The sequence below is a fragment of the Nocardioides sp. QY071 genome (assembly GCF_029961765.1).
Classification (GTDB): Bacteria; Actinomycetota; Actinomycetes; order Propionibacteriales; family Nocardioidaceae; genus Nocardioides.
The window spans coordinates 4722660-4748394 of the sequence record NZ_CP124681.1; the positions used below are offsets into that span (position 1 = coordinate 4722660).

The 25735-nt window shown below is 73.0% G+C and carries 23 protein-coding genes; 11 read left to right on the plus strand and 12 right to left on the minus strand.

What is annotated here, in order from left to right; genetic code table 11:
• Positions 1–528, plus strand: a complete 528-nt coding sequence (locus tag QI633_RS22840) for a hypothetical protein (protein WP_282427165.1) — start codon at positions 1–3, stop codon at positions 526–528.
• 3 nt (positions 529–531) lie between these two features.
• Here QI633_RS22840 and QI633_RS22845 read toward each other — a convergent pair whose 3' ends face one another.
• Together QI633_RS22845 and QI633_RS22850 are read right to left on the minus strand one after the other, a co-directional pair.
• Positions 532–891: a sterol carrier family protein gene (locus QI633_RS22845; RefSeq protein WP_282427166.1), complete on the minus strand. Its 360-nt coding sequence runs from the start codon at positions 889–891 to the stop codon at positions 532–534.
• 1 nt (position 892) lies between these two features.
• Positions 893–1456, minus strand: a complete 564-nt coding sequence (locus tag QI633_RS22850; protein ID WP_141797223.1) for a helix-turn-helix domain-containing protein — start codon at positions 1454–1456, stop codon at positions 893–895.
• 67 nt (positions 1457–1523) lie between these two features.
• On the opposite strand from QI633_RS22850, the gene QI633_RS22855 reads away from it, so the two are divergent.
• Together QI633_RS22855 and QI633_RS22860 are read left to right on the plus strand one after the other, a co-directional pair.
• Positions 1524–2795 carry an MFS transporter gene (locus QI633_RS22855; protein ID WP_282427167.1) on the plus strand — a complete coding sequence of 424 codons (1272 nt, stop codon included), beginning with the start codon at positions 1524–1526 and terminating at the stop codon, positions 2793–2795.
• 23 nt (positions 2796–2818) lie between these two features.
• Positions 2819–3859 (plus strand): hypothetical protein, encoded by a 1041-nt coding sequence (locus QI633_RS22860; RefSeq protein ID WP_282427168.1) that lies wholly within the window; start codon positions 2819–2821, stop codon positions 3857–3859.
• Between the two features lie 20 nt (positions 3860–3879).
• Here QI633_RS22860 and purL read toward each other — a convergent pair whose 3' ends face one another.
• Positions 3880–6153 (minus strand): phosphoribosylformylglycinamidine synthase subunit PurL, encoded by a 2274-nt coding sequence (gene purL, locus QI633_RS22865; RefSeq protein ID WP_282427169.1) that lies wholly within the window; start codon positions 6151–6153, stop codon positions 3880–3882.
• Positions 6154–6358: 205 nt separating this feature from the next.
• Positions 6359–8173: a serine/threonine-protein kinase gene (locus QI633_RS22870; protein WP_349016701.1), complete on the minus strand. Its 1815-nt coding sequence runs from the start codon at positions 8171–8173 to the stop codon at positions 6359–6361.
• Between the two features lie 120 nt (positions 8174–8293).
• Between QI633_RS22870 and QI633_RS22875 the strand changes: the two genes are divergently transcribed.
• Positions 8294–9481, plus strand: coding sequence for a glycoside hydrolase domain-containing protein (locus QI633_RS22875; protein WP_282427170.1), 1188 nt, complete (start codon positions 8294–8296; stop codon positions 9479–9481).
• 110 nt (positions 9482–9591) lie between these two features.
• Here the strand turns inward: QI633_RS22875 and QI633_RS22880 are convergent, their stop codons facing one another.
• The gene (locus QI633_RS22880; RefSeq protein WP_282427171.1) at positions 9592–11133 is read right to left on the minus strand and encodes a PucR family transcriptional regulator; all 1542 of its coding nucleotides are present in this window, start codon (positions 11131–11133) and stop codon (positions 9592–9594) included.
• A 119-nt stretch (positions 11134–11252) separates the two neighbouring features.
• Here QI633_RS22880 and QI633_RS22885 point away from each other — a divergent pair, with 119 nt between their 5' ends.
• Together QI633_RS22885 and codB are read left to right on the plus strand one after the other, a co-directional pair.
• Complete coding sequence (locus QI633_RS22885) at positions 11253–11711, plus strand: nucleoside deaminase (RefSeq protein WP_282427172.1); 459 nt, start codon at positions 11253–11255, stop codon at positions 11709–11711.
• Positions 11708–13012, plus strand: coding sequence for a cytosine permease (gene codB / locus QI633_RS22890; RefSeq protein WP_282427173.1), 1305 nt, complete (start codon positions 11708–11710; stop codon positions 13010–13012). The genes QI633_RS22885 and codB overlap by 4 nt, the downstream gene beginning before the upstream one ends.
• A gap of 92 nt (positions 13013–13104) precedes the next feature.
• On the opposite strand, the gene purQ is transcribed toward codB, so the two are convergent.
• The 3 genes from purQ to QI633_RS22905 form a co-directional block, all read right to left on the minus strand.
• Positions 13105–13773 (minus strand): phosphoribosylformylglycinamidine synthase subunit PurQ, encoded by a 669-nt coding sequence (gene purQ, locus QI633_RS22895; RefSeq protein WP_282427174.1) that lies wholly within the window; start codon positions 13771–13773, stop codon positions 13105–13107.
• Positions 13770–14015: a phosphoribosylformylglycinamidine synthase subunit PurS gene (gene purS, locus QI633_RS22900; RefSeq protein ID WP_179727946.1), complete on the minus strand. Its 246-nt coding sequence runs from the start codon at positions 14013–14015 to the stop codon at positions 13770–13772. The genes purQ and purS overlap by 4 nt, the downstream gene beginning before the upstream one ends.
• Before the next feature lie 77 nt (positions 14016–14092).
• Positions 14093–15094, minus strand: coding sequence for an AraC family transcriptional regulator (locus QI633_RS22905; RefSeq protein ID WP_282427175.1), 1002 nt, complete (start codon positions 15092–15094; stop codon positions 14093–14095).
• Between the two features lie 44 nt (positions 15095–15138).
• On the opposite strand from QI633_RS22905, the gene QI633_RS22910 reads away from it, so the two are divergent.
• Genes QI633_RS22910 through QI633_RS22920 form a run of 3 tightly spaced genes read left to right on the plus strand, consistent with a single transcriptional unit; the run spans position 15139 to position 18336 of the window.
• Positions 15139–15393, plus strand: coding sequence for a DUF4242 domain-containing protein (locus tag QI633_RS22910; RefSeq protein ID WP_141797211.1), 255 nt, complete (start codon positions 15139–15141; stop codon positions 15391–15393).
• A gap of 45 nt (positions 15394–15438) precedes the next feature.
• Positions 15439–15945 carry a general stress protein gene (locus QI633_RS22915; protein ID WP_141797210.1) on the plus strand — a complete coding sequence of 169 codons (507 nt, stop codon included), beginning with the start codon at positions 15439–15441 and terminating at the stop codon, positions 15943–15945.
• A 42-nt stretch (positions 15946–15987) separates the two neighbouring features.
• Positions 15988–18336: a PQQ-binding-like beta-propeller repeat protein gene (locus QI633_RS22920; protein WP_282427176.1), complete on the plus strand. Its 2349-nt coding sequence runs from the start codon at positions 15988–15990 to the stop codon at positions 18334–18336.
• An 18-nt stretch (positions 18337–18354) separates the two neighbouring features.
• Here QI633_RS22920 and QI633_RS22925 read toward each other — a convergent pair whose 3' ends face one another.
• The 4 genes from QI633_RS22925 to QI633_RS22940 form a co-directional block, all read right to left on the minus strand.
• Positions 18355–19929: a long-chain fatty acid--CoA ligase gene (locus QI633_RS22925; RefSeq protein ID WP_282427177.1), complete on the minus strand. Its 1575-nt coding sequence runs from the start codon at positions 19927–19929 to the stop codon at positions 18355–18357.
• Positions 19930–20036: 107 nt separating this feature from the next.
• The gene (locus tag QI633_RS22930; RefSeq protein ID WP_141797207.1) at positions 20037–20939 is read right to left on the minus strand and encodes a phosphoribosylaminoimidazolesuccinocarboxamide synthase; all 903 of its coding nucleotides are present in this window, start codon (positions 20937–20939) and stop codon (positions 20037–20039) included.
• A 10-nt stretch (positions 20940–20949) separates the two neighbouring features.
• Positions 20950–22020 carry a hypothetical protein gene (locus tag QI633_RS22935; protein ID WP_282427178.1) on the minus strand — a complete coding sequence of 357 codons (1071 nt, stop codon included), beginning with the start codon at positions 22018–22020 and terminating at the stop codon, positions 20950–20952.
• A complete protein-coding gene (locus QI633_RS22940) occupies positions 22017–22568 on the minus strand; it encodes a sigma-70 family RNA polymerase sigma factor (RefSeq protein WP_282427179.1) in 552 nt (183 codons plus the stop codon). The genes QI633_RS22935 and QI633_RS22940 overlap by 4 nt, the downstream gene beginning before the upstream one ends.
• A gap of 94 nt (positions 22569–22662) precedes the next feature.
• Here QI633_RS22940 and QI633_RS22945 point away from each other — a divergent pair, with 94 nt between their 5' ends.
• Together QI633_RS22945 and QI633_RS22950 are read left to right on the plus strand one after the other, a co-directional pair.
• Complete coding sequence (locus tag QI633_RS22945) at positions 22663–23025, plus strand: hypothetical protein (RefSeq protein WP_282427180.1); 363 nt, start codon at positions 22663–22665, stop codon at positions 23023–23025.
• Between the two features lie 141 nt (positions 23026–23166).
• Positions 23167–25728 (plus strand): LuxR C-terminal-related transcriptional regulator, encoded by a 2562-nt coding sequence (locus tag QI633_RS22950; protein ID WP_282427181.1) that lies wholly within the window; start codon positions 23167–23169, stop codon positions 25726–25728.
• The last annotated feature ends 7 nt before the right edge of the window (positions 25729–25735 follow it).

Below are 25735 nucleotides of genomic sequence, written 5' to 3' on the forward strand. Positions count from 1 at the left end.
ATGACCACCGCGGCGACCCTCGTCCTCGCCCTCGCCGCGTGCGGCGGCGGCGACAACGGCGACGACAGCGACGACGAGCGCGGCAACGGCGGTACGCCGGCCGAGCCCGTGCAGTTCCGCCGCGTCCTCGAGCAGACGACCGACGCCTGCCCCGGCCCGGCGGTGCAGCCGGGCCCGGCGGTGCAGCCGGACCCGGCGGCGGAGGCGATCGCCTGCGACGACGAGGGCACCGCCCACCGGCTGGCGGCGGCCGAGATCGTCGGCGGCGTCGAGGACGCCGAGGCTGCGATGAGCCCCGACGGCGGCGGCTGGACGGTTGCCGTCGAGCTCGACGACGAGGCGACAACGACCTTCGAGGCCATCACCCGCGAGCTGGTCGGGACCCAGCAGCAGGTGGCGATCGTGACCGGCGGGCGGATCGTCACCGCGCCCGTCATCCAGTCCGCGATCACCGACGGCAAGGTGCAGATCGCCGGCGACCTGACCCGCGACGAGGCGGACTCGCTGGCCGACGCCCTGGAGGGCTGAGACCTACCCCAGCGGCAGGTAGGGCGTCAGGTCGGTCCGCTCCCCGCTGGCCTGCACCCGCACACTCTCGACGGCGTCGGTCCACGCGAGCCGGCCCGTCGCGAGCGCGATCCAGGTGGCGGCGTCGGTCTCGATGACGGCGGGCGGGGTGCCGCGGGTGTGCCGCACGCCCTCGATCACCTGCACGGCGGCGTACGGCGGCACCCGGACCTCGACCGAGCGGCCCGGGGCGAGGGTCTCGAGCAGGGCGAGGAAGTGCTTGGTGAGCAGCCGCAGGTCGGCGCGCTGCGCCGTACCCGCATCGAGGCGGGCCAGGGCCGCGGCGACCTCGGCGGCAGGGGCGGGCTTGAGCCGGGCGGGCATGTCAGAGGTCCTCGGGGTAGGGCTGGATGAGCTGGAGCACCGAGTAGGTCTCGCGCCCCTCGCCGGGACCGTGCTCGCGGCCGGCCTCGCGCCGGCGCTCGACGACCTCGATGAGCTCGTCCATCAGCTCGCGGGCCTCGTCGGGACTGAGCAGGAGCGACCACTCCGAGACGCTACGGCCCGGCTGCTCGGCGTCGTCGGCGACGGCGAAGGCGCGCTCGACGAGGTGCTGGCCGTGGGCGACGGCGTTGCGCCGGAAGACGGCGTACGCCGCACGGCCACCCGGCTGGGCGAGCATGTCGGCGGTGCGGAACCGGATCCCGTCGGGGTCGACCAGCCGCCAGACCCGGTCGCGGCGGTCGCGCGCGGCGTCGGGGTCATCCTCGACCAGGCCGTACTTCGCCAGCTGGCGCAGGTGGAAGCTGGCCTGGTTGGCCGGGATGTCGAGGACCCGGGCGATGTCGGCGGCGCGCATCGAGCCCGCCGCGGAGAGCTCGTGGAGCACCCGGTTGCGGGTGGGGTGCGCGATCGCGCGGAGGATCCGCGGGTCGTCGTACATCACCATGGCACCACCCTACCGACATCCGCAGGACTCATTGCGCAATATGTATTGCGCAACATATGGTGCGGGAATGTCGTCCTACCGCTCGCTGGCGCGCAACCACGACTTCACCGCGCTCTGGATCGCGGCGACCGTCTCCGAGCTCGGCACCCGCATCACGACCTTCGCGCTGCCTCTGGTGGCCTATGCGCTCAGCGGGTCGGCACTGTGGGCCGCGGCGGCCGAGGCGGCGTACCTGCTCGGCATGGTGGTGATGCTGCTGCCCGCGGGCGTGCTCGCCGACCGGTACCACCGGCTGCGCCTGATGCGCCTCTCCCTCGGCGCCGGCGTCGTCCTGCACGCCTCACTGGTCGCCGCGGGCGTGGCCGGCCGGCTCGCCCTCCCCCACCTGCTCGCCGTCGCCGTCGCCAGCGGCCTGGTCGCGGGGCTGTTCCTCCCGGCCGAGAACTCCGCGATCCGCCGGGTCGTCAACCGCGTGGAGCTGCCCACCGCGCTCAGCCAGCAACAGGCGCGCCAGCACATCGCGAGCCTGCTCGGCGGTCCCCTCGGCGGCGCGCTGTACGGCGTCGCGCGGTGGGCGCCGTTCGCCGCGGACGCCGTCACCTACGCGCTGAGCTGGGTGCTGCTCGGCCGGGTCCGCACCGACCTCTCCCCCGAGCCGCGGACCGCCGCCCCGGGCGTCCCCGGCCGCCCGCTGCGGGACCTCGGCGAGGGCCTGCGGTTCCTGTGGGGCCACCGGTTCCTGCGGATCGTGCTGTGCTGGTCGCCGGCGGCCAACCTGGTGGTCAACGCGCTCTTCTTCGTCGCACTGCTGCGCCTGGTCGAGGCCGGCTTCCCGGCCTGGCAGATCGGGCTGGCGGAGACCGCGATCGGCACCTTCGGCATCCTCGGCGCGCTCGCCGCGCCGGTCCTCATCGAGCGGTGCGCGACCGGCGCACTCGTGGTGGTCGTGGCGTGGAGCTTCGTGCCGCTCGCCGTACCCCTCGCGCTGTGGAACCACCCGTGGTCGCTCGCCCTCGCCTCCTCGGCCGGCATGCTCCTCAACCCGGCCGGCAACGCGGCCCTCGGCTCGTACCGCCTCGCGATCACGCCGCCCGACCTGGTCGGGCGGATGCAGGCGTCGATGCAGGCGGTGTCGATGCTGACCATCCCGCTCGCCCCCGCGCTGGCCGGCGCGCTGCTCACCCTGCTCGGCGGCCGGGACGCCGTGCTCGCCCTCGGCGCGCTGACCGCTGCCGTCGCGCTCGTGCCCACCTTGTCGCGGTCGGTCCGTGCGGTGCCGCGGCCCTCGCGGTGGACACCGCTCACCCCTCCGGATCGGAGTCCCGCACACGCCGCGTGACCGCGACCACCACAATGGGGCCCATGCTCCTTCGTCGCAGCTCCACGGGCCTGCTCGGTCTGCTCCTGCTCGCGCCCGTCCTCGCTGCGTGCGGGGGCGACAGCGGGATCGAGGTCGGCGACGTGGTGGCCGCTGCGGACGACGCCCAGTTCTCCGGACAGGGCGTCGAGTCCGTCGTGGCCCTGCCGGTGGGGCGCCTCGAGGTGACCGCGGGCAGGCCGGTCACGGAGATCTCGGCAGCAGACACCCGCCAGGTCGCGAAGGTCGTGGCCCCGGAGGGCAGTGCGTTCGTGCCGATCACCTGGCAGTACGACGCCGCCACCTTCGGCGCACTGTCCGGCTACCTCACGACCGATGCGAGCCCGGTGATCGACCTGGTGGCCGACGGGGCGTCGTACCGGATCCCGGCCCCGGAGCTCACGGGCGAGGGCTCCAGCTCGTTCTACGTGCTGGTGTCCGGCACCGGCGCCGACCCGAAGCTCGACGTCGACTTCGACGGCGTCACCCAGAAGGTCGACCTGGCCAGCGGCGAGGTCGAGGAGGGCCGAGCGGCCCCGCTCTACGACATCACCAAGCCCCGCGCGAAGCGCTTCCCGTGCTCACCGGAGGTCGAGTTCGGGCGGACGACGCCGCGCGCGCCGGAGTTCACCTGCACCGTGACCCGCCCGGTCGACCTTCCGTACGCCGGCGACGCCTGGGCGGCGGAGGGCCACAGCTGGCGGGTGGTGACCGTGCGGACCACGCTCGGCCGCTGGACCGAGGTCGCCGACGACCTCAAGTCAGGTGCGGTCTACTACGCCGACAACGTCGAGAGCAGCTACCGGCTCGGCGACGTCGAGGCCGCTCACGTGATCCGGAACTCGACCAACACCGCCTGCCCGGACCTGACCAACAGCGGCGCCTGCACCACCGAGTTCAAGGTCGTCTTCGACGTCGAGGGCAAGCCTTCGCGGGCGCTGGCGATCGAGCAGGACTTCGACCTGCGCCTGGCCACCGTCTTCGGCGGCAGCGAGGCGACGGACACCCTGGACCTGAAGGTCAACGCCACGGCGCGCCTGAAGTAGGCGCGCCCGGTCGATTCGGCTCAGCCCAGCGCGGTGGGCAGCGTCGCGCTCCACGCGTCGCGCAGCTCGCCGAGCGCCACCTCGAACTGCCCCTCGACCGCGAGCACGTCGCCACCGGTGGTGCCGAGCTCGGTCAGGGGGACGTCGTGGCGCGCGCACAGCGCACGCAGCTCGTCGAGGTCGCCGGCGGCGACGGTGACGACCGCGCGGGCGGCCGACTCGGCGTACAGGCCGACGAAGGCGTCGCCCTCGAGCTCGACCCGCGCGCCGATCCCGCTGACCATCGCCGCCTCGGCGAGGGCCTGGGCCAGGCCGCCGTCAGAGAGGTCGTGGGCGCTGGTCGCGATGCCGACGAGGTCCTTGAGCAGGCGGGCGAGGTTGCGCTCAGCACGCAGGTCGACCTGCGGCGGCAGGCCGCCGAGGTGGCCGTGGGCGACGTTGGCCCACTCCGAGCCGGACAGCTCCTCGCGGGTGGTGCCGAGCAGCACGATCCGCTCGTCGGCGGCCTGGAAGGACGAGGGGGTACGACGACGCACGTCCTCGATCACGCCGAGCACGGCGACGACGGGGGTCGGCAGGATCGCGGTCTCGCCGGTCTGGTTGTAGAGGCTGACATTGCCGCCGGTGACCGGGATGCCGAGCTCGAGGCAGGCGTCCTTCAGGCCTCGGCAGGCCTCGGCGAACTGCCACATCACGGCCGGGTCCTCGGGCGAGCCGAAGTTGAGGCAGTCGGAGACCGCCAGCGGCAGCGCGCCGCCGGTGGCGACGTTGCGGTAGGCCTCGGCGAGCGCGAGCTGGGCGCCGGCGTACGGGTCGAGCTTGGCGAAGCGGCCGTTGCAGTCGGTGGAGATCGACACCCCGAGGTGGGTCTCCTCGTCGACGCGGACCATGCCGGAGTCGGCCGGCTGCGCGAGGACGGTGTTGCCCTGGACGTAGCGGTCGTACTGGTCGGTGATCCACGACTTGTCGCACAGGTTGGGGCTGGCGACCAGCTGGAGCAGGGTGGCGCGCAGCTCGTCGCCGGTGGTGGGCCGGGCGAGCTTCTCGGCACCGTCGGCCTGCAGCGCGTCCTGCCACTCCGGGCGGGCGAACGGGCGCTCGTAGACGGGGCCGTCGTGCGCGACGGTCCGCGGGGGCACGTCGACCACGGTCTCGCCGTGCCAGTCGATGACCAGGCGGCCGGTCTCGGTGACCTCGCCGATGACCGAGGCCTCGACGTCCCACTTGGTGGTGATCGCCAGGAAGGCGGCGATGTCGCCGGGCTCGACGACCGCCATCATCCGCTCCTGGCTCTCGCTCATGAGGATCTCCTCGGGCGAGAGGGTCGAGTCGCGCAGCGGCACCTTGTCGAGGTGGACGTGCATGCCGCCGTCGCCGGCGGACGCCAGCTCGGAGGTCGCGCAGGACAGGCCCGCGCCGCCGAGGTCCTGGATGCCGGCGACGACGCCGGCCCGGAACAGCTCCAGCGTGCACTCGATGAGCAGCTTCTCCATGAACGGGTCGCCGACCTGGACGCTCGGGCGCTTGGCCGGGCCGTCGGCGTCGAAGGTCTCGGAGGCGAGCACCGAGACACCGCCGATGCCGTCGCCACCGGTGCGGGCGCCGTACAGGACGACGAGGTTGCCCTCTCCGGACGCCTTGGCGAGGTGGAGGTCCTCGTGGCGCAGCACCCCGATGCATCCCGCGTTGACGAGCGGGTTGCCGAGGTAGGTCTCGTCGAAGACGGCCTCGCCGCCGATGTTGGGCAGGCCCAGGCAGTTGCCGTAGCCGCCGACGCCCGCGACGATCCCGGGCAGCACGCGGTGGGTGTCGTCGGCGTCGAGCGGGCCGAAGCGCAGCGGGTCCACGACCGCGACCGGACGCGCACCCATCGCGATGATGTCGCGGACGATGCCGCCGACACCGGTCGCGGCACCCTGGTAGGGCTCGACGTACGACGGGTGGTTGTGGCTCTCGACCTTGAAGCTGACCGCGTAGCCCTGGCCGATGTCGATGACGCCGGCGTTCTCGCCGATGCCCGCGAGCATCGGGCCGATCGGGGTCTCCTGCGGGATCTCGCCGAACTGCTTGAGGTGCACCTTGGAGGACTTGTAGGAGCAGTGCTCGCTCCACATGACCGAGTACATCGCCAGCTCCGCGCCGGTGGGGCGACGGCCCAGGATCTCGCGGATCCGCTCGTACTCGTCGGCCTTCAGGCCGAGCTCGGACCAGGGCTGCTCCCGGTCGGGGTCACCGGCCGCCACGGCCACGGTGTCGAGTGCGGAACGTACGGGTGCGGAAGCGGTGTCGGCCACGGCCCCAAGGGTATCCGTGACCGGGCCGATCACCTGCTTCGGCTCAGCCCCGACCCATCGGTGGGTGGCGTCGCGAGCGTCATCGCAGGGGTGCGATCGCAAGGCGCAGGTGCGAAGTAGTGCTCGTCCGCCCATCGAGCACCTGCAACGCAGCGAGCGCGCCGCTGCGGTGGCGCGCAGCAGCCAGCCACCGATGGGTCGGGGCTCAGCCCCGTGGGACGGCGGCGACCTCGTCACCGGGCCGCAGGTCGAGGCTGTCGAACACCCGCCGGGCGGCCTCCCGGGTGTCGGCATAGATGGTCACGGAGTACGGCGCGCCTTCGTCGGCGTACCAGACCGCGAGCTTGGTCTCCCAGGTCTCGCCCTCGGCCTTGGTCAGCTCGACCCACGCCGCGTTCACGTCGTCGCGCAGGTCGGTGACGGGAGTGAGGGTCTGCCGGCGGTAGTTGGCGTCCATCGCGTCCCAGTCGGTCCACTGCGTGTAGTGCACCGACGAGGTCGCGTCGTGGCACCAGCGCGCGCGGACCCGGATCGGCTTCGGCTCGGCGACGACCTTGCAGACGGCGGCGCTCGGGAAGGCGGTGACGAGCGCATCGGGGACCGCACCGGCACGAGCGACGACCTCGTCGCCCGAGGGCAGGTCGATGGCGTCGAGCACGTCGAGCACCTCCTGCTCGCTGTCCGCGCAGACGGTGATCGAGTACGGCGCCGTGCGGTCGGCGTACCAGACGGCGAGCTTGCGCCGGCAGTGGTCGCGGTCGACCTCGGCCAGCTCCACCCAGGCTGCCTTCACGTCGGGACGGTAGGAGTGGTCCCGCTCGATCCGGTCCCGGTAGTTGGCGTCCATGGCGTCCCAGGTGCGCCACTGGGCGTAGTACACCGACGACGTGTCGTCGAGGCACCACCGCGCCTGCACCCGGGCCGACTTGGGATCGGGCACCACCCCGCAGTCGGCCGCCCGGGGGAAGACGGCGAGCAGCGGGTCGTCCTCCGGCTCGGCGCCATCGGTCGACGGGTCGCTCGCGCGCGCCGGCGGGGCCGGGTCCGAGCCGTCGAGGGCCCAGACGATCGCGCCCGCGACCAGGGCGAGCGTCGCGACGAGGCCGATCAGGCCGGCGAGGAGCGGGGTACGCCGCGACCGGCGCCCGGCCGGGAGCGGCGGCGGGGGCGGGGCGATCAGGGTGTGCTCGACGGGACCGAGCGGGATCGCGTCGAGCGCGGCGACCAGCTCGGCCGTCGTACCGAACCGGTCGGCGGGGTCCTTGGCCAGCGCGACGGTGAGCACCTCGTTGAGCGCCCGCGCCTCCCTCGAGGTGGCCGGCAGCTGCGGGATCGGGCCCTGGAGGTGACCGAGCAGGACCTGCCCGGTCATCCCCTCGTACGGCGCCCGCGCGGTCAGTGCCGCCCAGAGCAGGCAGCCGAGCGCGTAGATGTCGGAGGCGACGCTGGCGTCCGAGCCCTGGTGCCGCTCGGGTGCCATGTAGCCGGGCGTCCCCACCGCACCGGTGGTGGCGAGCTGCTCGAGGTCGGCGACCGCGGCGATGCCGAAGTCGCAGAGCACCGGCCGGATCCGCCCGTCGGGGAGCCGGGCGACGAGCACGTTGGACGGCTTGATGTCGCGGTGCAGGATCCCGACGTCGTGAGCCGCGCCGAGCCCGACGGCCAGGTCGCGGACCAGCGCGACGGCGTCGGCGGCCGGCAGCGCACCCCGCCCGCGCAGCAGTTGGTTGAGGTCGCCGCCGGCCACCAGCTCGGTCGCGATGAAGAGGGCGCCCTCCTCCTCGCCCGCGTCGAAGACGCGGACGACGTACGGCGAGTCCAGCCGTGCGAGGGCCTTCGCCTCACGCAGGAACCGCGCCCGGTATCCGGCGTCGTCGACGAGGTGCGGGGCGAGCACCTTGAGCGCGACGGGCCGGTCCAGGTCGCGATGGACGGCGGCCAGCACGACGCCCATGCCGCCTCGTCCGAGGTGCCCGGTCACGTCGTACCGACCGAACGAATCACCCGGTTGCAGCGGCACTCCGCCACCGTAGACGAACTACAACTCTGTAGTTCATCCGAAGCCCTGTTACTCGTGTGAATCTTGTGGTTATCGTGACTCGGCCTTTACCTGCCGACCCCTCTTCCCCTGGAGTCCGAGATGCCTTCCCGGCCCGTTCGTCCGTCCCACCGCCGCTTCCACCTCCCCCTGCTGGGCACCGGTGCCGGCGTCCTGCTGGTCCTGCTCGCGCTGGTGCTCTCCCCGCTGAGCGGCACGCCCACGGCGAGCAGCACCGACGCGCCGGTGGACCTGGCGGCGAAGTCCACGAACCCGCCGACGCCGGGCAACTTCACCGGCCTGGGCTTCGACCAGTGCGAGACCCAGTCGCAGGCCAAGATGGACACCTGGCTGGCGCACTCGCCGTTCCGGGCCGTCGGCGTCTACATCTCCGGGGCCTCGCGGTTCTGCCGCGAGCAGAAGAAGCTGACCCCGACCTGGGTGTCGACCCAGCTGGCCAAGGGCTGGCAGATCCTGGCGATCACGCTCGGCCCGCAGTCGAGCTGCGTCGGCCGGTTCCCGCGCTACGGCGCCACGATCGACCCGACGATCATCAACGACACGACGAACGGGTACGCCGCCGCGCGCGCCCAGGGCTCCGCGGAGGCCGACAGCGCCGTGGCCGCGGCGACCGCGCTGGGCATCGTGCCGGGCAGCACGCTCTGGTACGACCTCGAGGGCTGGAGCCTGAGCAAGGCCAACGCGGGGTGCACCGAGCCGGCGCTGGCGTTCCTCAGCGCCTGGACCACGCGGGTGCGGCAGCTCGGCTACCTCTCGGGCGTCTACTCCAGCGCCGGATCCGGTATCAAGATCCTCGACCAGGCCCGCATCCAGGGCCGCGCGGACGTCGTCCTGCCCGACCGGATCTGGATCGCGCGCTGGGACGGCGTCGCGAACACCTCGACCAGCTACATCGCCGAGGACGGCTGGCGTCCCGGCGGCCGGGTGAAGCAGTACCAGGGCGGCCACAACGAGACCTGGGGCGGCGTGACGATCAACATCGACCGCAACTGGCTCGAGCTCGGCGCCACGACGGTGCCCGGCTACGGCTGCGGCGGCATCAAGGTGAGCCTGAAGACCTACAAGAAGGTCGCGCCGCGCAAGGCCAAGCCGCGCCAGGTCCGCGCCCTGAAGTGCCTGCTGCAGCAGAAGGGCCACTACCCGGGCAAGATGTCGAAGAAGTACAACAAGTTGTTGCGCGCCGGCATCCACGCCTGGCAGGGACAGGCCGGGCAGAAGGTCAAGGACAGCTGGACCAAGAAGAACTGGGCGTCGCTGCTCGGGAGCTGAGCCGCGCCGCTTGTAACTAAGTGTTACGTACCCGACCACCCGGGCGTTGTGGCTGCTACCCGGGCGCTGTTGCACCGGAATTCGGCGCGTAACACTTAGTTACAAGCCGATCAGCCGCCGAAGCCGACCTGCGGGTCGAGCCCGGTCCGCATCCGCCAGCCCAGGAGCGCGATCCCGAGGCCGGTGCGGTGGTCGGGCTCGTCGAGAGAGACGCCGAGCAGCCGCTCGATCCGGGACAGCCGGTCGTAGAGCGACTGCCGGCGGATCCCCAGCAGGTCTGCGGTCCGGGCCTTGGAGAGCGAGCAGGCGAGGTAGGCGTCGAGCGTGCGCAGCAGCTCGCTTCGGTGCTCCCGGTCGTGGTCGACGAGCGGCCCGATCTGCTCGCGGACGAACGCCCGCATCACCGCCGGGTCGACGGCCGAGGTGACCAGCCGGTGGGCGGCCACGTCGCGCTCCATCACGACGCCGTCACGCCGGCCGTAGCGCCGCGCGGTGCGCAGCACCTGCCGGGCGCGACCGACGGCCGCGGCGAGGTCGCCGGCGTCGGCGACCGGCGTCGTCGCGGCGACCAGCACCCGGCCCGGGAGCCGGTCGGCCAGCCGCTCCCGCGCGGCCTCCAGCTCGTCGCGGACCTGGGCCGGCACCGGCCGCCGGCCGCCGCGGTGCACGACCACGACATGCCCGCCGCTGATGCCGACCAGCACCGCCGGGTCGCCCCGCTCCTCCTCGTGGAACACCGCCTCGGTGGCGGCCACCGCGTCCGTCAGCGGTACGGCGGCATCCACCTCGACCGCCGCCACGACCAGGTGGCGTCCCTCCTGCGGCGGCCAGCCGAGCGCGGTCAGCCGGTGCAGCACGTCGGCTCGGGAGACCACCACGCCGGCGACCAGGTCGGAGACCAGCGACTGCGCGGGCCCGGGCCGGTGCCCGGCCCCGCTCCCCCGCCCCACCTCGAGCGCCACGGCGTGCGCCGCGACCTCGGCCAGCCGCAGCCGGTCCTGGCTCTCCTCGCCGAGCAGGCGCAGCGCGCCGAGCGGGCCGGACGGCCCGCGGACCGGGGTCGAGACGCCGGCCTCGTCCGACACCGACGCGATCCGGCTCCGCTCGACGGTCTGGCCGTCGGGGTCGCGCAGCTCGACGCCGCAGCCCGCGAGCCGGGACACCTCGTCGAGCAGGGCACGCAGCCCGCGGCCCTCGATCACCACCTGGGTCAGCGCCCGCCAACCGGCGTCCCCGGCGTCCCCGCCCGAGGCGACCCGGCGTCGCACGAGCAGCTCGTGGAAGTCCTCGACCATCCGCTCGAACGGCACCATCGTCGGGAACGCCAGCAGCGCCAGGTCGCGCCGGCGCGCGGCGGCCAGGATCGGCTCGGGCACCGTGAAGAAGGTCCGGCCCAGCTCCAGCGCGAGGGCCGCGACGCCCGCGTCGGCCAGCTGGTCGACGTACGACGCCAGGTGGTCGGCCGTGCGCCCGTGCAATCCCAGACCGGTGGTCAGCAGCACCTCGCCGCCCGCGAGCAGCGCCCCCATCTCGAAGACCTCCGAGGAGTGCACCCAGCGGACCTGGACCCGCTCGGCGTCGCCGACGAGCACCTCGGTGTTGGCAGCCCGGAACGACGGCAGGGCCAGCACCTCGGCGAGAGTTGCCCCCATCAGGACGTTCCGTCCGCAGAATCGACACTCACACCAGACAGTATGTCCCTTGTCGGCCTCCGGCGCGCGTGGTGATGTGAGCCCCGACACACCGTCCCCACCCCGACGCGGAGGCACCCATGAGCACCGACGACGACCGCAGGTTCCTCGACCTGGCGATCGAGCAGGCCCGGATCGGCTGGGAGGAGGGCGGCATCCCGATCGGCGCCGCGCTCGTCCACGAGGGCGAGGTGCTCGCCGTCGGCCGCAACCGCCGGGTCCAGCTCGGCTCCGCGATCCGGCACGGCGAGACCGACTGCATCGAGAACGCCGGCCGGCTGCCCGCCAAGATCTACCGGGCGAGCACCCTCTACACCACGCTGTCCCCCTGCTTCATGTGCGCGGGCACCTCGGTGCTCTACGACATCCCGCGGATCGTGGTCGGCGAGAACCACAGCTTCCAGGCCTCCGAGGAGTGGCTGCGCTCGCGCGGCGTCGTGGTCGACGTGCTCGACGACCCGACCTGCCTGGAGCTGATGGCCACGATGATGCGGGAGAAGCCCGACCTGTGGGCCGAGGACATCGGGGAGGAGGCATGACGCTGTCCGACAACACGGTCCAGCCCGCCGCCGGGAGCGCGCAGGCCGTCGTCGACCCCGACTACCCGGTCACCCCGGTCCCCGCCCACGCCCGCAAGTCGTTCCTCTCGCTGGCGGTGGTGCTGCTCGGGTTCACCGTCTTCACCCCGACCATGCTGGCCGGCGCGCAACTCGGCTCGGCGTTCGCTCTCGGCGAGCTGGTCCGGGTGATCCTGCTCGGCTCGCTGGTCCTCGGCACCTACGTCGCGCTGCTCGGCTGGATCGGCGCCAACACCGGCCTGACCACCGTCGTGATGGCCCGCTACGTGCTCGGTCACCGCGGCAGCAAGCTCGGCTCGATCCTGCTCGGTGGCACGCAGATCGGCTGGTACGGCGTCGTCATCGGCACCATCGGCGACCTCACCGCGCAGGCGTTCTCCTGGGAGTCCGACCTCGCCAAGGCCGCGGTGATGATCGTGACCAGCGTGCTCATGTGCCTGACCGCCTGCTACGGCTACCGCGGCATGTACTGGGTCTCGGCCATCTCCACCCCACTCATCCTGATCCTCGCCTTCTGGGTGCTCTTCCGCTCCCTCGACGAGGTCGGCGGCTGGTCCGGGCTGGCCGACGTCCAGCCCAACGGCTCGATGACCATGGCCGTCGCGATCACCACCGTGGTCGGCACCTTCGTCTCGGCGGGCACCCAGGCACCCAACTGGACCCGGTTCGCCCGCAGCGGCAGCCAGGCGCTGGTCGCCTGCGTGATCGGCTTCCTGATCGGCAACGGCCTGATGATCTTCTTCGGGGCGACCGGCGCGATGACCTTCGGCCAGGGCGACTTCGTGCTCGTGCTCTACGACCTCGGCCTGGTCACCTGGGGCCTGGTGCTGCTGTTCGGCAACCTGTGGAAGTCGAACGCGGACACGGCGTACGCCTTCGGGGTCGCGGGAGCCGAGCTGTTCGAGAAGCCCAAGAAGACGCCGTTCGTGATCGGCGGCTCGGTGATCGGCACCGTGCTCGCGCTGGCCGGCGTGCAGAACCACCTGGTCGACTACCTGGTCCTGCTCGGCGTCTTCATCCCGCCGCTCGGCGGCGTGGTGATCGGCGACTACCTCGCCCGCTGGCGCCGCGGCGGGATGCCCGAGGGCGAGCGCCTGCCCGCCCTCAATGTCCCCAACCTCGCGGTCTACGCGCTCGCCAGCAGCATCGCGTGGATCGCCAAGGAGACCGAGTTCGGCGTGCCACCTGTCATCGGCGTCGTGCTGGCCGCGTGCGGCTCGTACGCCGTCGGGCGCGCCGGGCTCAACCGCCGGCTCAGCTGAGTCGGCACCGCACCCCATACGAATTGGTCGCGAAACTCCTGAATCCGCAGCCAGAACGTATGGGGTGCGGAACACAGCCGCCCGAGGACGGGTCAGGCGAAGGCGGTCTCGACGAGCGAGGTGAAGAAGCCGAGCCCGTCGAGGCCGCTGCCGGTGAGCTCCTCGACCGCGTGCTCGGGGTGCGGCATCAGGCCCACGACGTTGCCGCGCGCGTTGGTGACGCCGGCGATGTCGTCGAGGGAGCCGTTGGGGTTGACCTCGAGGTAGCGCGCCACGACCTGGCCCTCGCCCTCGATCCGGGCGAGGGTCTCGGCGTCGGCGACGAAGCCGCCCTCGCCGTTCTTGAGCACGATCCGGATCTCCTGGCCCTGCTCGTAGGCCGAGGTCCAGGCGGTGCGGTTGTTCTCGATGCGGAGCAGCTGGTCGCGGCACACGAACTTGCGGTGGTCGTTGCGGATCAGCGCGCCGGGCAGCAGGTGGGACTCGCAGAGGATCTGGAAGCCGTTGCAGATGCCGAGCACCGGCATGCCGGCGGCGGCCGCCTCGACGACCTTGCCCATCGCCGGGGCGAACCGGGAGATGGCGCCGCAGCGCAGGTAGTCGCCGTACGAGAAGCCACCCGGGAGGATGACCGCGTCGACGCCCTTGAGGTCAGCGTCCCCGTGCCAGAGGGCAACGGCCTCGTTGCCGCCGATCCGGACCGCGCGCTGCGCGTCGACGTCGTCGAGGGAGCCCGGGAAGGTGACGACGCCGATCCTCACTGCTCGACGCTCACGGTGTAGTTCTCGATGACCGGGTTCGAGAGCAGCGTCTCCGCCATCTTCTCGACCTCGGCGAGCACGGCGTCGGTGACGTCGCCCTCGAGCTCGATCTCGAACCGCTTGCCCTGGCGGACGTCGGTGACGCCGGTGAAGCCCAGCCGGGGCAGTGCGCCCTGGACGGCCTTCCCCTGGGGGTCGAGGATCTCGGGCTTCGGCATGACAGCAACGACGACTCGGGCCACGGCCCGCAGTCTAGTGCCGCCGGGCGCTGGGACCGATTCGCGGTCGCCGTCGCGGACACGGCCGGCCGGCCGCCCGATCAGCCGCGGCGCCACACGCTCGGCGCGACGCCGTGCTTGCGCTTGAAGGCGCGGCTGAAGGCCTCCTCCGACTCGTAGCCGACCCGTCGGGCGATCACGGCGACGCCGAGGTGGGTGGTGGCCAGCAGGTCCTGGGCGACGTGCATCCGCCAGGTCGTCAGATAGCGGATCGGGGGCATCCCGAGGACGCTGCGGAAGCGGTGGTCGAGCAGAGACGCGGAGACCCGGCAGGCGCTGGCGAGCTCGCGGACCGTCCAGTGCTCCTCCGGGGCCCGGTGGATCGCCGCCACCGCCGGGGCGACCACCGGGTCGCGCAGCGCCCGCACGAAGCCTCGGTCGGCGGCCGGCGCGCTCGCGAGGTGCAACCGGAGCACCTCGAGCAGGAGCAGCCGGACCAGCTCGCGGGGCGTCTCGGCGTGGCCCGGGTCGACCAGGCCGGTGCGCTGGAGCGCGTAGTCGACGCTGGCCCGGACCCACTGGGCGGCAGCCCCCTCGAGGCGTACGACGAGCACAGGAGGCAGCGCCCGCAGCGCCGGGTCGAACAGCGGGTCCTCGCAGGTGATGTAGCCGCACACGATGTGCGTGAGCTCGCCGCCCTCGCCGTGCTCGATGAACGGCATCCGGGTCCACGGCGGCTGCGGCACCAGGCCGCCGACCTCGACCACGACCGCGTCCCGGGTGCCGCCCATCCGGTGGCGGTCGCCGTACGGCAGCACGATGACGTCGCCGGCCTCGGCCCAGTGCCGCTCGTCGCCGACCTCGATCCAGCAGCGCCCGGCGTCGACCAGGTGGAAGGGGACGATCCGGCGCGCCTCGGGGGCCAGGAGGGCGCCCAGGTCGGCGTTGGGGACCGACCGGAACGCCCAGGCCTCGGTGTAGTGCGCGCGCAGGAAGATCGCGCCGCCGACCTGCAGGCCGTCCAGGGCGGTCCCGAGTGCGTCCGTGGGTTCTTGGTCAGGTAGTTCGGGGGCACGGTCATGGTCCACGGGCGACCGAGCCACGAGCCTGATTGTGGCAGACATCCACCGAGCGAAGGAACGAGACGATGGCACTCTTCATGGACGTGCACGACACCCTGCCCGACGGCGCCACCGCGGCCGATGTCGCGGGTGCCCACGCCGAGGACCTGCGGGTGCAGGCCCAGTACGGCGTGGAGTACAAGAGCTACTGGGTCGACGAGACGGCCGGCAAGGTCTTCTGCCTCGTCGAGGCCCCCGACGCGGAGACCGCCGCCCGGGTGCACCGCGAGGCCCACGGCCTGCTCGCCGACCACATCTACGAGGTCACCGAGGGCAGGTGAGCCTGGAATCACCAGGCCGAGCCGCGCGCCGGGCAGACTGGGGCCATGAGCAACCCCACTCCCGGCGCGTTCTCGCGCTCCCTGCTGGCGCTCGAGTTCCCCCAGTCGCTGGCCGTGTACGACGACTACGCGACCGCGCAGCGCACCGTCGACTTCCTCTCCGACGAGGGATTCCCCGTGCAGAACTGCATGATCGTCGGCACCGACCTCAAGCAGGTCGAGCGGATCACCGGCCGGCTCACCAGCGGCCGCGTGGCCGCCGGCGGTGCGATGAGCGGACTGTGGTTCGGGCTGTTCGTCGGCGTCCTGTTCAGCTTCTTCGGCACGGGCGACACGTGGGCGATCATCTTGTCCACGACGCTGATGGGCATCGCGTTCGGCGTCATCTTCGCCCTGGCCGGGTACGCCGTGACCCGCGGCCAGCGTGACTTCTCCTCGGTCAGCTCCGTGGTCGCCACCCGCTACGAGGTGCTGGTCGAGCACAAGGTGGCCGCGCAGGCCCGCGAGCTGCTCGCCAAGCTGCCGGGGGCGCTGCCGAACCCGTTCGCCTGAGCCGCGGGTTCGGCCCGCGGCCGCCGGGGTAGGAGGCGTCCCATGCTCCGGGCCCCTCGTCGTACCGCCGCGTCCGTCGCCGCCGTCCTGCTGGCCCTGACGGCGGCCGCCTGCGACACGGCCGACGAGCCGGCCGGCAGGTCCGGCGGTAGTGCCGGTCCCCGGCCCGCCGAGCTCAGCGTCGACTGGACCCGACCCGTCAGCGCGCTCAACGCCCGCGTGACGCCGACGGCCGACGGGTACGTCGTGGCCGGCTCCGGGGTGACCGCACTCGGCAAGGACGGATCGGTCCGCTGGACTCAGGACGTGGACGCCAAGTGCGCGGCGAGTGAGCCTAACGCGGCCGGCGACGTCGCCGTCACCCACGGCAGGAAGTGCCAGACGGTGTCCCTCGTCGACGGGGTCACCGGCGAGCTGCGCTGGACGGTCCGGATCCCGCTGGTGTCGAAGCGGTACGACAGCGGCGGGATGGCGCTGGGGCTCGGGGAGCGGGCGCTCACCCTGGTCCAGTTCTGCGGCCAGGTCACGCGGCTCGCGGTCGCGGACGGGAGCCGGCTCGGCGTCATCGCGCCGCACGACCGCAAGTGCGCGAACGAGGCGGATTCCGACGGCCGCACGCTCGCGGTCTGGCACGACCCGGTCGACGCGAGCACGCCCGACGACCACGGCACCGGCTGGATCCCGCAGACCGACGGCGAGGGCGCCTTCGCCCTCTACGACGTCGACTCCGGCAAGCAGCTGTGGCACCGGGCGGCCGGGCGCCGTGGCGGGGACCTGCGGCCGGGTGCGGTGGTCAGCTCCGACCCCCTCGTCCTCGCCCTCACCGAGCGCGGCCACACCACGCTGCGGCGGTTCACCCGGGACGACCCCACCCCCGGTGTGGCGATCGGCCGGCAGCTCGACGCGTACGCGGGCAGTGCGTTCACCGCGCTCGGCGTGGCCGGCGACGTGCTCGTCGGCAGTACGACGTCCCCCGGCGACGTCCGGTCCGGAGCGCGGCTGTACGCCTTCGACCTGGCGACCGGCGAGCAGCTGTGGAGCAGGCAGGTCCAGGAGCCGGGCACGAACCTGCTCGTCCGGACCGTGGCCGGCGTGGACGCCGACGGCGTCGTGGTCGCCACGTCCGACGCGCAGCGCCGGTCCGGCGACGACGAGGGCCGGACCTGGCTGCACCGCTGGGACCTGCGCACCGGTGAGGACAGCGGCGTGATGGGCGTCGTCCCGCAGCCGTCGTCCGCCCTCGCCCTCGACGGCGACGCCGTGCTGCTCGGCACCGCCGACGAGATCCGCCGGGTCACCCTGCCGGACGCCGATCCCGAGGTGACCGCGCCCCAGGCCGAGCCGGCCTGGCAGGACGGCGATGTCCGCGATGTCGCAGACTGCCTCGCGGTCAGCGACCGGTCCCTCCACCTGCTCGCGCTCGACGCGAGCCGCGACCTCCCGGCCCCGATCGACTGCCACTGGTCGGAGACCGCCGAGCCGTCGTACTCCAGCCGGGACCTGTGGGTCGACGTGACCGTCGCCCGGCCCACGCCCGCCGCCGGAGACCAGGAGGCGCGGACCGCGACCGAGGCCGCCGAGGAGGTCGTCCGGCAGCTGGTCGCCGAGGCGCCGGGGCGCACCGGCAACCGGGTCGAGCTCGAGCTCGCCCCGGCCCGGCCGGTCGACGGCCTGGGCGACGAGGCATGGGCCGTCTCGGCCGCCGACCTCAGCGGGTCGATCGGCGCCGACACGGCCGGCTACCTCGTGGTGCGGGTGCGCAACGTGGTGGTCGTGGCGCAGTACGCCGGCGGCTTCGACGTCGGCTACCGACACGCCGCACCGCCGCCCTTGGGACAGGTGGAGGACGGGCTGCTGCTGGTCGCGCGAGAAGCGCTGGCGTCGTACGGGCTCGACCTCGGCGCCGACCCGGCCCGGCCGGCGGACGGCGACCGTGCCGCCGCACCGGACGTGTGCGCACTGCTCGACCGCGACGCGCGGGGTGCGGGACTCCTCGAGAAGACCGTCATCACGCGCAGCGGCGTGAACCCGCGGGTCTCCTCCTGCGCCTGGACCGAGGCCGGCGACGAGGCCGACGACCTCACCGCGCACGCGTACGCCGTCGACGGCTCGCGCTTCTCCGGCGCCGACGCCACGGCGACCGCCGCGGCGATCCACGCCGCGAGCGTGTACGACGCCCGTCGGGTGAAGGGCCTCGGCGACCGTGCGGACCTGCTGGCCAGCGACGCGACCGTGGCCGAGGACGGCTACGCCAACAGCCGGCGCGAGCTGTGGCTGCGCAAGGGCAACCTGCTCGTCAACATCGACTACAGCCGCTGGGGGGCGGGGCTGGGCCGGAGCACCGAGGACACGGTGCTCCGGCTCGCCCGTAAGGTGCTGCGGGCTGGCTAGGGCGGGGCTAGGGCGGGGCTAGGACAGCTCGCGCTTGAGGATCTTGCCGGTGGCGGTCATCGGCAGGCTCTCGACGACCTCGACGATGCGCGGGTACTTGTAGGCCGCCATCTGCTCCTTGCCCCAGGCCACGATCTCCTCAGGCGTGGCGCTGGCGCCCGGCTTGAGGATGACGAACGCCTTGATCTCCTCGCCGTGGCTCTCGTGCGGGACACCGATCACGGCGGCCAGGGAGACGGCCGGGTGGGTGAGGAGGACCTCCTCGATCTCGCGCGGGTACACGTTGAAGCCGCCGCGGATGATCATGTCCTTGGAACGGTCGACGATGTAGTACCAGCCGTCGGCGTCCTTGCGGCCGAGGTCGCCGGAGCGGAACCAGCCGTCCTCGCTGATCGCCTCGGCGGTGGCATCGGGCCGCTTGTAGTAGCCCTTCATGATGTTGTGGCCCTTGATGGCGATCTCCCCAACAGCAGAGGTGCCGTCGGGGTCCTTGCCTGCATCGATTTCGTCCCAGGACTCCGGCTCCAGCAGCTTCATCTCGACGCCGGGGATCGGCGTACCGATGGAGCCGACCCGGACCGGCGAGCCGAGCCGCGAGAAGCTCGCGACGGGCGAGGTCTCGGAGAGGCCGTAGCCCTCGAGGATGACCACGCCGAAGCGCTCCTCGAACTGGTGGTGCACCTCGACCGGGAGGGCCGCGCCACCGGCGACCGCGACCCGCAGGTTCTCGGCGAGGGCCTTGACGTCGACGGTCTCGTCGAGGGCGTTGAGCAGGCCCCAGTACATCGTCGGGACGCCGGCGAAGAAGGAGACCTTCTCCTTGAGCATCAGCGCGATCGCCGGCGCCGCCTCGAAGCGCGGCAGCATCACGACCGTGCCGCCGAAGGCGAAGGCGCCGTTCTGGATGACGGTCTGGCCGAACGAGTGGAACAGTGGCAGCACGCACAAGAAGGTGTCGGGGTTGGCCGGGTCGGCGCCGAACAGGTCCTTGCCTGCGAGCGCGTTGTCGCGCATGTTGCGGTGCCGCAGCTCGGCGCCCTTGGGCTGGCCGGTGGTGCCGGAGGTGTAGAGGATCACGGCGGTGTCGTCGTCGGAGACGTCGACAGTGTCGAACGTCGGCGGCTGGCCGGCGAGGGCCTGGCCGAAGGTCTCGGTGCCCTCGATCGGCGAGGGGGCCGTCGGGTCGGCGGTGATGACGAAGAAGTGCTCGCAGCCGTCGGCGGCCTGGAAGCCGGCGTACCCCTCCTCGCCGATGGCCAGGTCGGGGGTGCCCTGGAAGGCGAAGTAGGCCTTCGCGTCGGAGTCGCCCAGGTGGTAGGCGACCTCGCGGCCCTTGAGCAGCACGTTGAGCGGTACGACGCTCGCGCCGGCCTTGAGGATGCCGTAGTAGATGATCGTGAAGTAGGGCAGGTTCGGGCAGCTCAACGCCACCTTGTCGCCCGGCTTGATGCCCCGCGAGACGAGGAGGTTGGCGACCTGGTTGGCGGCGCCGTTGACCTGGGGGTACGACAGCCGGGTGTCCCCGAAGACGATGGCCGTGCGGTCGGGATAGGACTGGGCGCTGTTCTCGAGGAACTCGGCGAGGTTCGTCATGCGGCACAACCTACTTGCCGGTCGTGACGGCGGTCACTGGTCGCGGGACCAATCCGTCCGGAACGGGCTTGTGCCCGGGACCAACCTGCCCGGGCGGGCGGGTCGGGTCAGAACCTCTCGCCGGTCAGCCGCTCGTAGGCCTCGATGTAGCGGCTGCGGGTGCGCTCGACGACCTCGGCGGGCAGCGGCGGCGGCGCCTCGCCGGACGCCTTGTCCCAGCCGCTCTCGGGCGAGAGGGCCCAGTTGCGCACGATCTGCTTGTCGTACGACGCCTGCGCGCGGCCGGGCTGCCAGTCGTCGGCCGGCCAGTACCGCGACGAGTCGGGGGTGAGCACCTCGTCGGCGAGCACGATGGTGCCCTCGCCGCCCGGCGCGACGCCGAACTCGAACTTGGTGTCGGCGAGGATGATGCCCTGCTCGCGGGCGATCTCCTCGGCGCGGCCGTAGACCCGCAGGGTCAGCTCGCGCAGCGCCTCGGCCGCCTCGGCGCCGACGGTGGCGGCCACGGCGTCGTACGAGACGTTCTCGTCGTGGTCGCCGAGCTCGGCCTTCGTGGCCGGGGTGAAGATCGGCTCGGGCAGGCGGCTGCCGTCCTCGAGGCCGGCGGGCAGGGCGATGCCGCAGACCTCGCCGGTGGCGCGGTAGTCGAGCAGGCCGGAGCCGGTGAGGTAGCCGCGCGCGACGCACTCGACGGGGAACATGTCGAGCCGCTCGCAGATCACCGCCCGGCCGCGGACGGCGTCGGGGACGTCGGTCGAGACGACGTGGTTGGGGACCAGCGGGGCGAGCTGGTCGAACCACCACGACGACATCCGGGTGAGGATCTCGCCCTTGTCGGGGATCGTCGTCTCCAGCACGAAGTCGAAGATCGAGAGCCGGTCGCTGGCGACCATCAGCAGCTTGCCGGCGTACGGGCCCTCGGTGAGCTCGTAGAGGTCGCGGACCTTCCCGGAGTGCAGGTGGCGGGTGCCGGGGAGCGCCGGCGCGGGCGGGATGTTCGCGAGCGTCACGCGCCACAGACTACGGCGCCGGGACCCCGTCGATCGCGGGGCCACCCGCACTCCCGCCGCCCGGGCACCCGATCCCGTCGAAGCGGCCGTCGAGCAGCTCCTGGTCGCGCGCCGTCGGGGCACCGGCGACCACGATGTCGGCGTACTGCCAGATCGCGTCGGACCAGCCGCCCTCGTCGGCGATGTCCTCGAGGGCGGGCCAGTCGTGCGCGGTGGCCAGCGCCTGCTGCGCCTGCTCGACGGCCGCGGCCCGGTGACCCGAGCGGGCACTCTCGAACCAGTCGATCCACGCGCAGGTGACCGCCGCGGTGACGTCGGCGACGACCTCGTAGTGGGTCAGACCGGTGCTGAGGATGTCGGCCCGGCTCAACGTCGAGGGCAGCGGGATGCCGGTCAGCGCCTCGTCGATCGCGGCGGCCCGCTCGTCGTCGAGGATCGCCTCGTCGGGCAGGTGCTGCTGGAGCTGGTCGTGCCCGACCAGCTCGAGCTGCGCGAGGACCGCGCGGAAGGCGGTCTCGTCCATGCCGGAGCCACGGACCTCGAGCGAGAACCTGCCCTCGACGGGGCGGATGACGGTGTGGTCGCGCTTGCCGTAGGCCCACATCAACGAGCGCTTGCCGAGCAGGTCGACGTCGACCGGGGTGCCGATGTCGTTGCGGTCGACGACATAGGCGTCGTAGAGCTTCGCGGGGCGCCACATGATCTCGAGGGTGCTGTCGTCCGTGGCGTGCTCGTAGTCGAGCTCGCCCCCGCTCTTCGGGTCGTCGGTGACATAGGTGACCGACCAGCCGGGGGCGGTGAGGACGGCGAGCTCGCCGGGACCGGCGCCCGGCCCGTCGGCGAGGGGTACCGGCCCAGTGGCCTGCGGATCGCGCTGCAGGCCCAGCCATGCGACGCCACCGACCACGGCCAGGACGGCAGCCGCGGCGGCGAGGACGGGCAGGACACGGCGATGGCGGCGTACGGGTGCGGGCTCGGTGGTCTCGACAGGGGCGAGGGACATGATCTCCTCCAGCAGCTCGGCACGACCCTCGCGGATGGGCAGGCCGGCGACGCCGGCGTCGGTGATCGGGCGGTTCATCGCGGGCCCTCCTTCCGGATCGTGGTGGCGGGTTCTGCAGGGAGATGTCCGGGGGCCGGCGGATCGTTGCCGAGCAGCTCCCGAAGACGTGAGCGGGCCCGCGACAGCCGGGGCCGTACGACGCTCGCCGGGACGCCGAGCACGTCGGCGATCTCGCGCGGCTCGAGGCCCTCCCACAGGTGCAGCTGGAGGACCTCCTCGTCGCGGGCGCTGAGCCGCCTCATCGCGGCGGTGACGTCGGCGCGGTGGACCACCTCGTCGGCGAGGTCGGCCACGGCATGGGCGAGCTGGCGGCGCAGCCGGTCGCCGAGCGCGGCCCGGCGGCCCTCACCGCGGCGGTGGTTGGCGAGGGTGCGGCGGGCGACGCCGTACAGCCAGGGGCGGGCGGCGTCGCCCCGTGGCACGTGGCCCAGCCGCCGCCATGCGACCAGGAAGGTGTCGGCCGTGACGTCGGCGGCGTCCTCCGGCCGGTCGGTGCGGCGCAGGGCGAAGCCGAGCACGGCGTCGAAGTGCGCGTCGTACAGGCGGCGGAAGTCGTCCTCTCCCATACTCCTCTCCTGTCCGGCAGCAGGACGATCGTTGCACCGCTGGAAACTCGGGGGTCCTGCTCCGCGCCGGAACCACGGATGGCAGAGTGTCGCCATGACGGAGTCCGCGCAGCCGCTCATCGACAGCTCGTCCTTCGCCCCCGGCCAGGTGATCTGGGAGGACGAGGTCTGGATCCTCGCCCGCCACGACGCCGGTGCCCGGCTCGGCCTGACCCTGCACCACCGCGAGCCCGAGGCCTTCGGCCAGCTCTCCGACGACCACGCCTCGCAGCTCGGCCGGATCGGCAACCGCCTGATCCGGATCATCGAGCACCTGCCCGAGGCCGGGAAGGTCGGCCTGGCGCGTACGTCGGGCGACCACGTCCAGCTGGCCTTCGAGGCCGAGGGTGTGCCCGAGACCCGCCTGCACGACATCGCGGTGAAGCTCGCCAACTGGGGCGGCGACGCCCGCGCTTGAGCCTCGATCCGTGGATGGCTCGCCTACTGCGCGGCACCCATCCACGGATCAAGGCTGAGGCGCATCTCGAGCCAGGCTCACCAAAACCGTCACCGACCCGGCGTCCCGACACTAGGGTTCCTCCGAAAGGGGGAGACGCCGATGACGGGACCCGTCCTCCTCGCGCGTCCCCGGCTGCACGAGCGGCTGGACCAGGAGGACCCGCGGATCGTCGTCCTCTCGGCGCCCAGCGGGTCGGGGAAGACCAGCCTGGTGCGGTGCTGGGTCGCGACCCGCGACCCCGGCACTGTCGTCTGGGTCACCCTCGACACCGACCACGTACGCCGCGCCACCTTCTGGCAGCTGGTGCTGACCACCGCCGGCCGGCTGGGCGTGCTGCCGTCCGACGAGGCCGCCGGGCTGGTCGGGGACGTCGAGCGGACCGGTGACCTGGCCGAGCTCGTCGCCGGCGCGCTGACCGGGCGCGGTCCCCTCGTCCTGGTCGTCGACGCCCACGAGCGGCTGCGCGACGACACCGGTCCCGTCGACGCGGACCTGCAGCGCCTGGTCCGGCTGGTCCCCGAGCTCCGGGTGGTCGTCACGACCCGCACCGGCACCGGGCTCGGCAACCCCGGCCGCACCCTGCGCGGCGACGTGGAGCTGCTCGCCGCGAGCGACCTCGCGTTCACCGTCGAGGAGACCCGCGAGCTGCTCGCCGCCTTCGGCGAGCCCGGGCTCGCCGAGCAGGCCGGCGAGCTGCACGCCGCGACCGGAGGCTTCCCGCTGGCCGTACGCGCCGGCATGCTCTCGCTGGCGCGGACCGGCACGGACCCCGACACCCCGGACTGGCAGTCGCTGGTCGCGGAGGACCTGCGCGTCCAGCTCGGCGACGGAGCGGCGTACGAGCTGGTCCTGGCGACCTGCCTGCCGCCGTACTTCGACGCCGACCTCGCGGTCGAGCTGACCGGCTCGGGCGACGTCAAGGGCGTGCTGGCCGAGCTCGAGTGGAACGGATTCGGCCGCTGGATCCCGTTCGCGCCGGGTCGCCAGGTGTTCCAGTACGTCGAGTCGCTGCGCAATGCCATGCTCGCCGACGCCGCCCGCCGGCCCGCCGCCCAGCAGGCCCGCGCCGCGCGGGTCACCGCCACCTGGCTGCGCCGCCACGGCCTCTTCGAGGCGGCCTTCGAGGTCGCCGTCGCCGCCCGTCAGTACGACGTCGTCGGGCGGGTCTACGCGGACCTGGTCGTCAGCAACCCCGAGACGATCACCACCAGCCGCTTCGACCGGCAGCTCGCGACGGTGCCCCGGCGGGCGCTGACGCAGTACCCGGCGCTGGCGCTCGGCCGCGGCCTGGCCTGCCACCGCGACCCCGCGCTGCACGGCGCGGCCGCGGAGTACTTCCGGATCCCGGCCTCGTGGGTCGGTCCCCCGCCGCCCGACATGACTCCGGGCGAGGTGCTCATGGTGCACACCGCCAAGGTCGCCAGCCTGCGGGTGCTGGGTCGTTTCGACGACTCGGGACGTGCCGCGCAGCACGCGCTGGCCCACTTCGACACCATCCCCGACGGGGAGCAGCACCACGTCGCCGACCTCGGCGCCGCGACGCTGCGCCACCTCGCCTACTCCTTGTTCCAGGACGGTCAGGTCGACGCCGCGCGCAGCGCGGTGAACCGGGCGATCACGATGAGCACCCGACCCGAGTCGCTCAACCACACGGCGGTCTACGCGGTCGGCCTCGACGCGCTCGACGGTCGCTGTGCCGAGGCTCGTTCGGCCCAGCAGCACGTCGATCCCGCGGCCTGGCGCCCCGGGCAGACGCACACCTACGTCAACGCGCTGGGCCGGATCGGTCAGGCCTGCCTGCTCCTCGACGACTTCGAGCTGACCGCATCCGTCGCGGAGTACGACGACTGCCCGTTCGCCGTGGCCTCCGAGTTCTGGCCCTTCGTCACGTGGACGCTGATGCATGCCCGGCTCGGCCTGGGCCACGCCGCCACCGAGGCGCACAGGGTCGAGGCGGCCCTGGACCGCACCCCGGCGCCGCCGGGCTCCGCGGACAGCCTGGGCGCCGCCGCCGTCCGTGCTGCCCTGGCCGTGCTGTGGCTGGCCGGCGGCAACCGCACCAAGGCCGGCCCACTGCTCCGCACCCGCACGAGGTACGCCGGACAGCTGGCCCCCGCGCAGCTGCTGGCCCGGCTGCTGGCCGGCGAGGCGGCCGATGCGGTCGCCGTGCTCCCCCGCCTGGAGAGCCGGCCGGGCCACACGACCCGGTCCCGCGCCGCGCTGCTCACCCTGGGCGCGGCCGCCGCGATGCGCTGCGAGCGTCCCGACACGGCGGCGGCCCTGCTGGACCGGGTCCTCGCGATGGTCGGGCCGACCGCCGCCCGGGCCCACCTCATGTACCTCCCGGCGCCCGACCTCGCCGCGCTGCGCGGGCTGGCCCAGACGCAGGGCGACGTGGCGCTGAGCGGCTACCTCGGTGGAGCGGTCCCCGACTGCATCGCCGGCGGGACCGTCAGCATCTCGCTCACCCCGCAGGAGCGGCTCGTCGTCGCGGCCTTCGCGCACCACCCGACCCGCGCGGCCGTCGCGACCGCCCTGCACGTCTCGGAGAACACGGTGAAGACCCACCTGCAGCGGATCTACCGCAAGCTCGGGGTCAACTCCCGCGACGGGGTCATCGAGAAGGCGATCGAGCTGGACCTGCTAGGGCCCCGAACCTGAAGTCCGG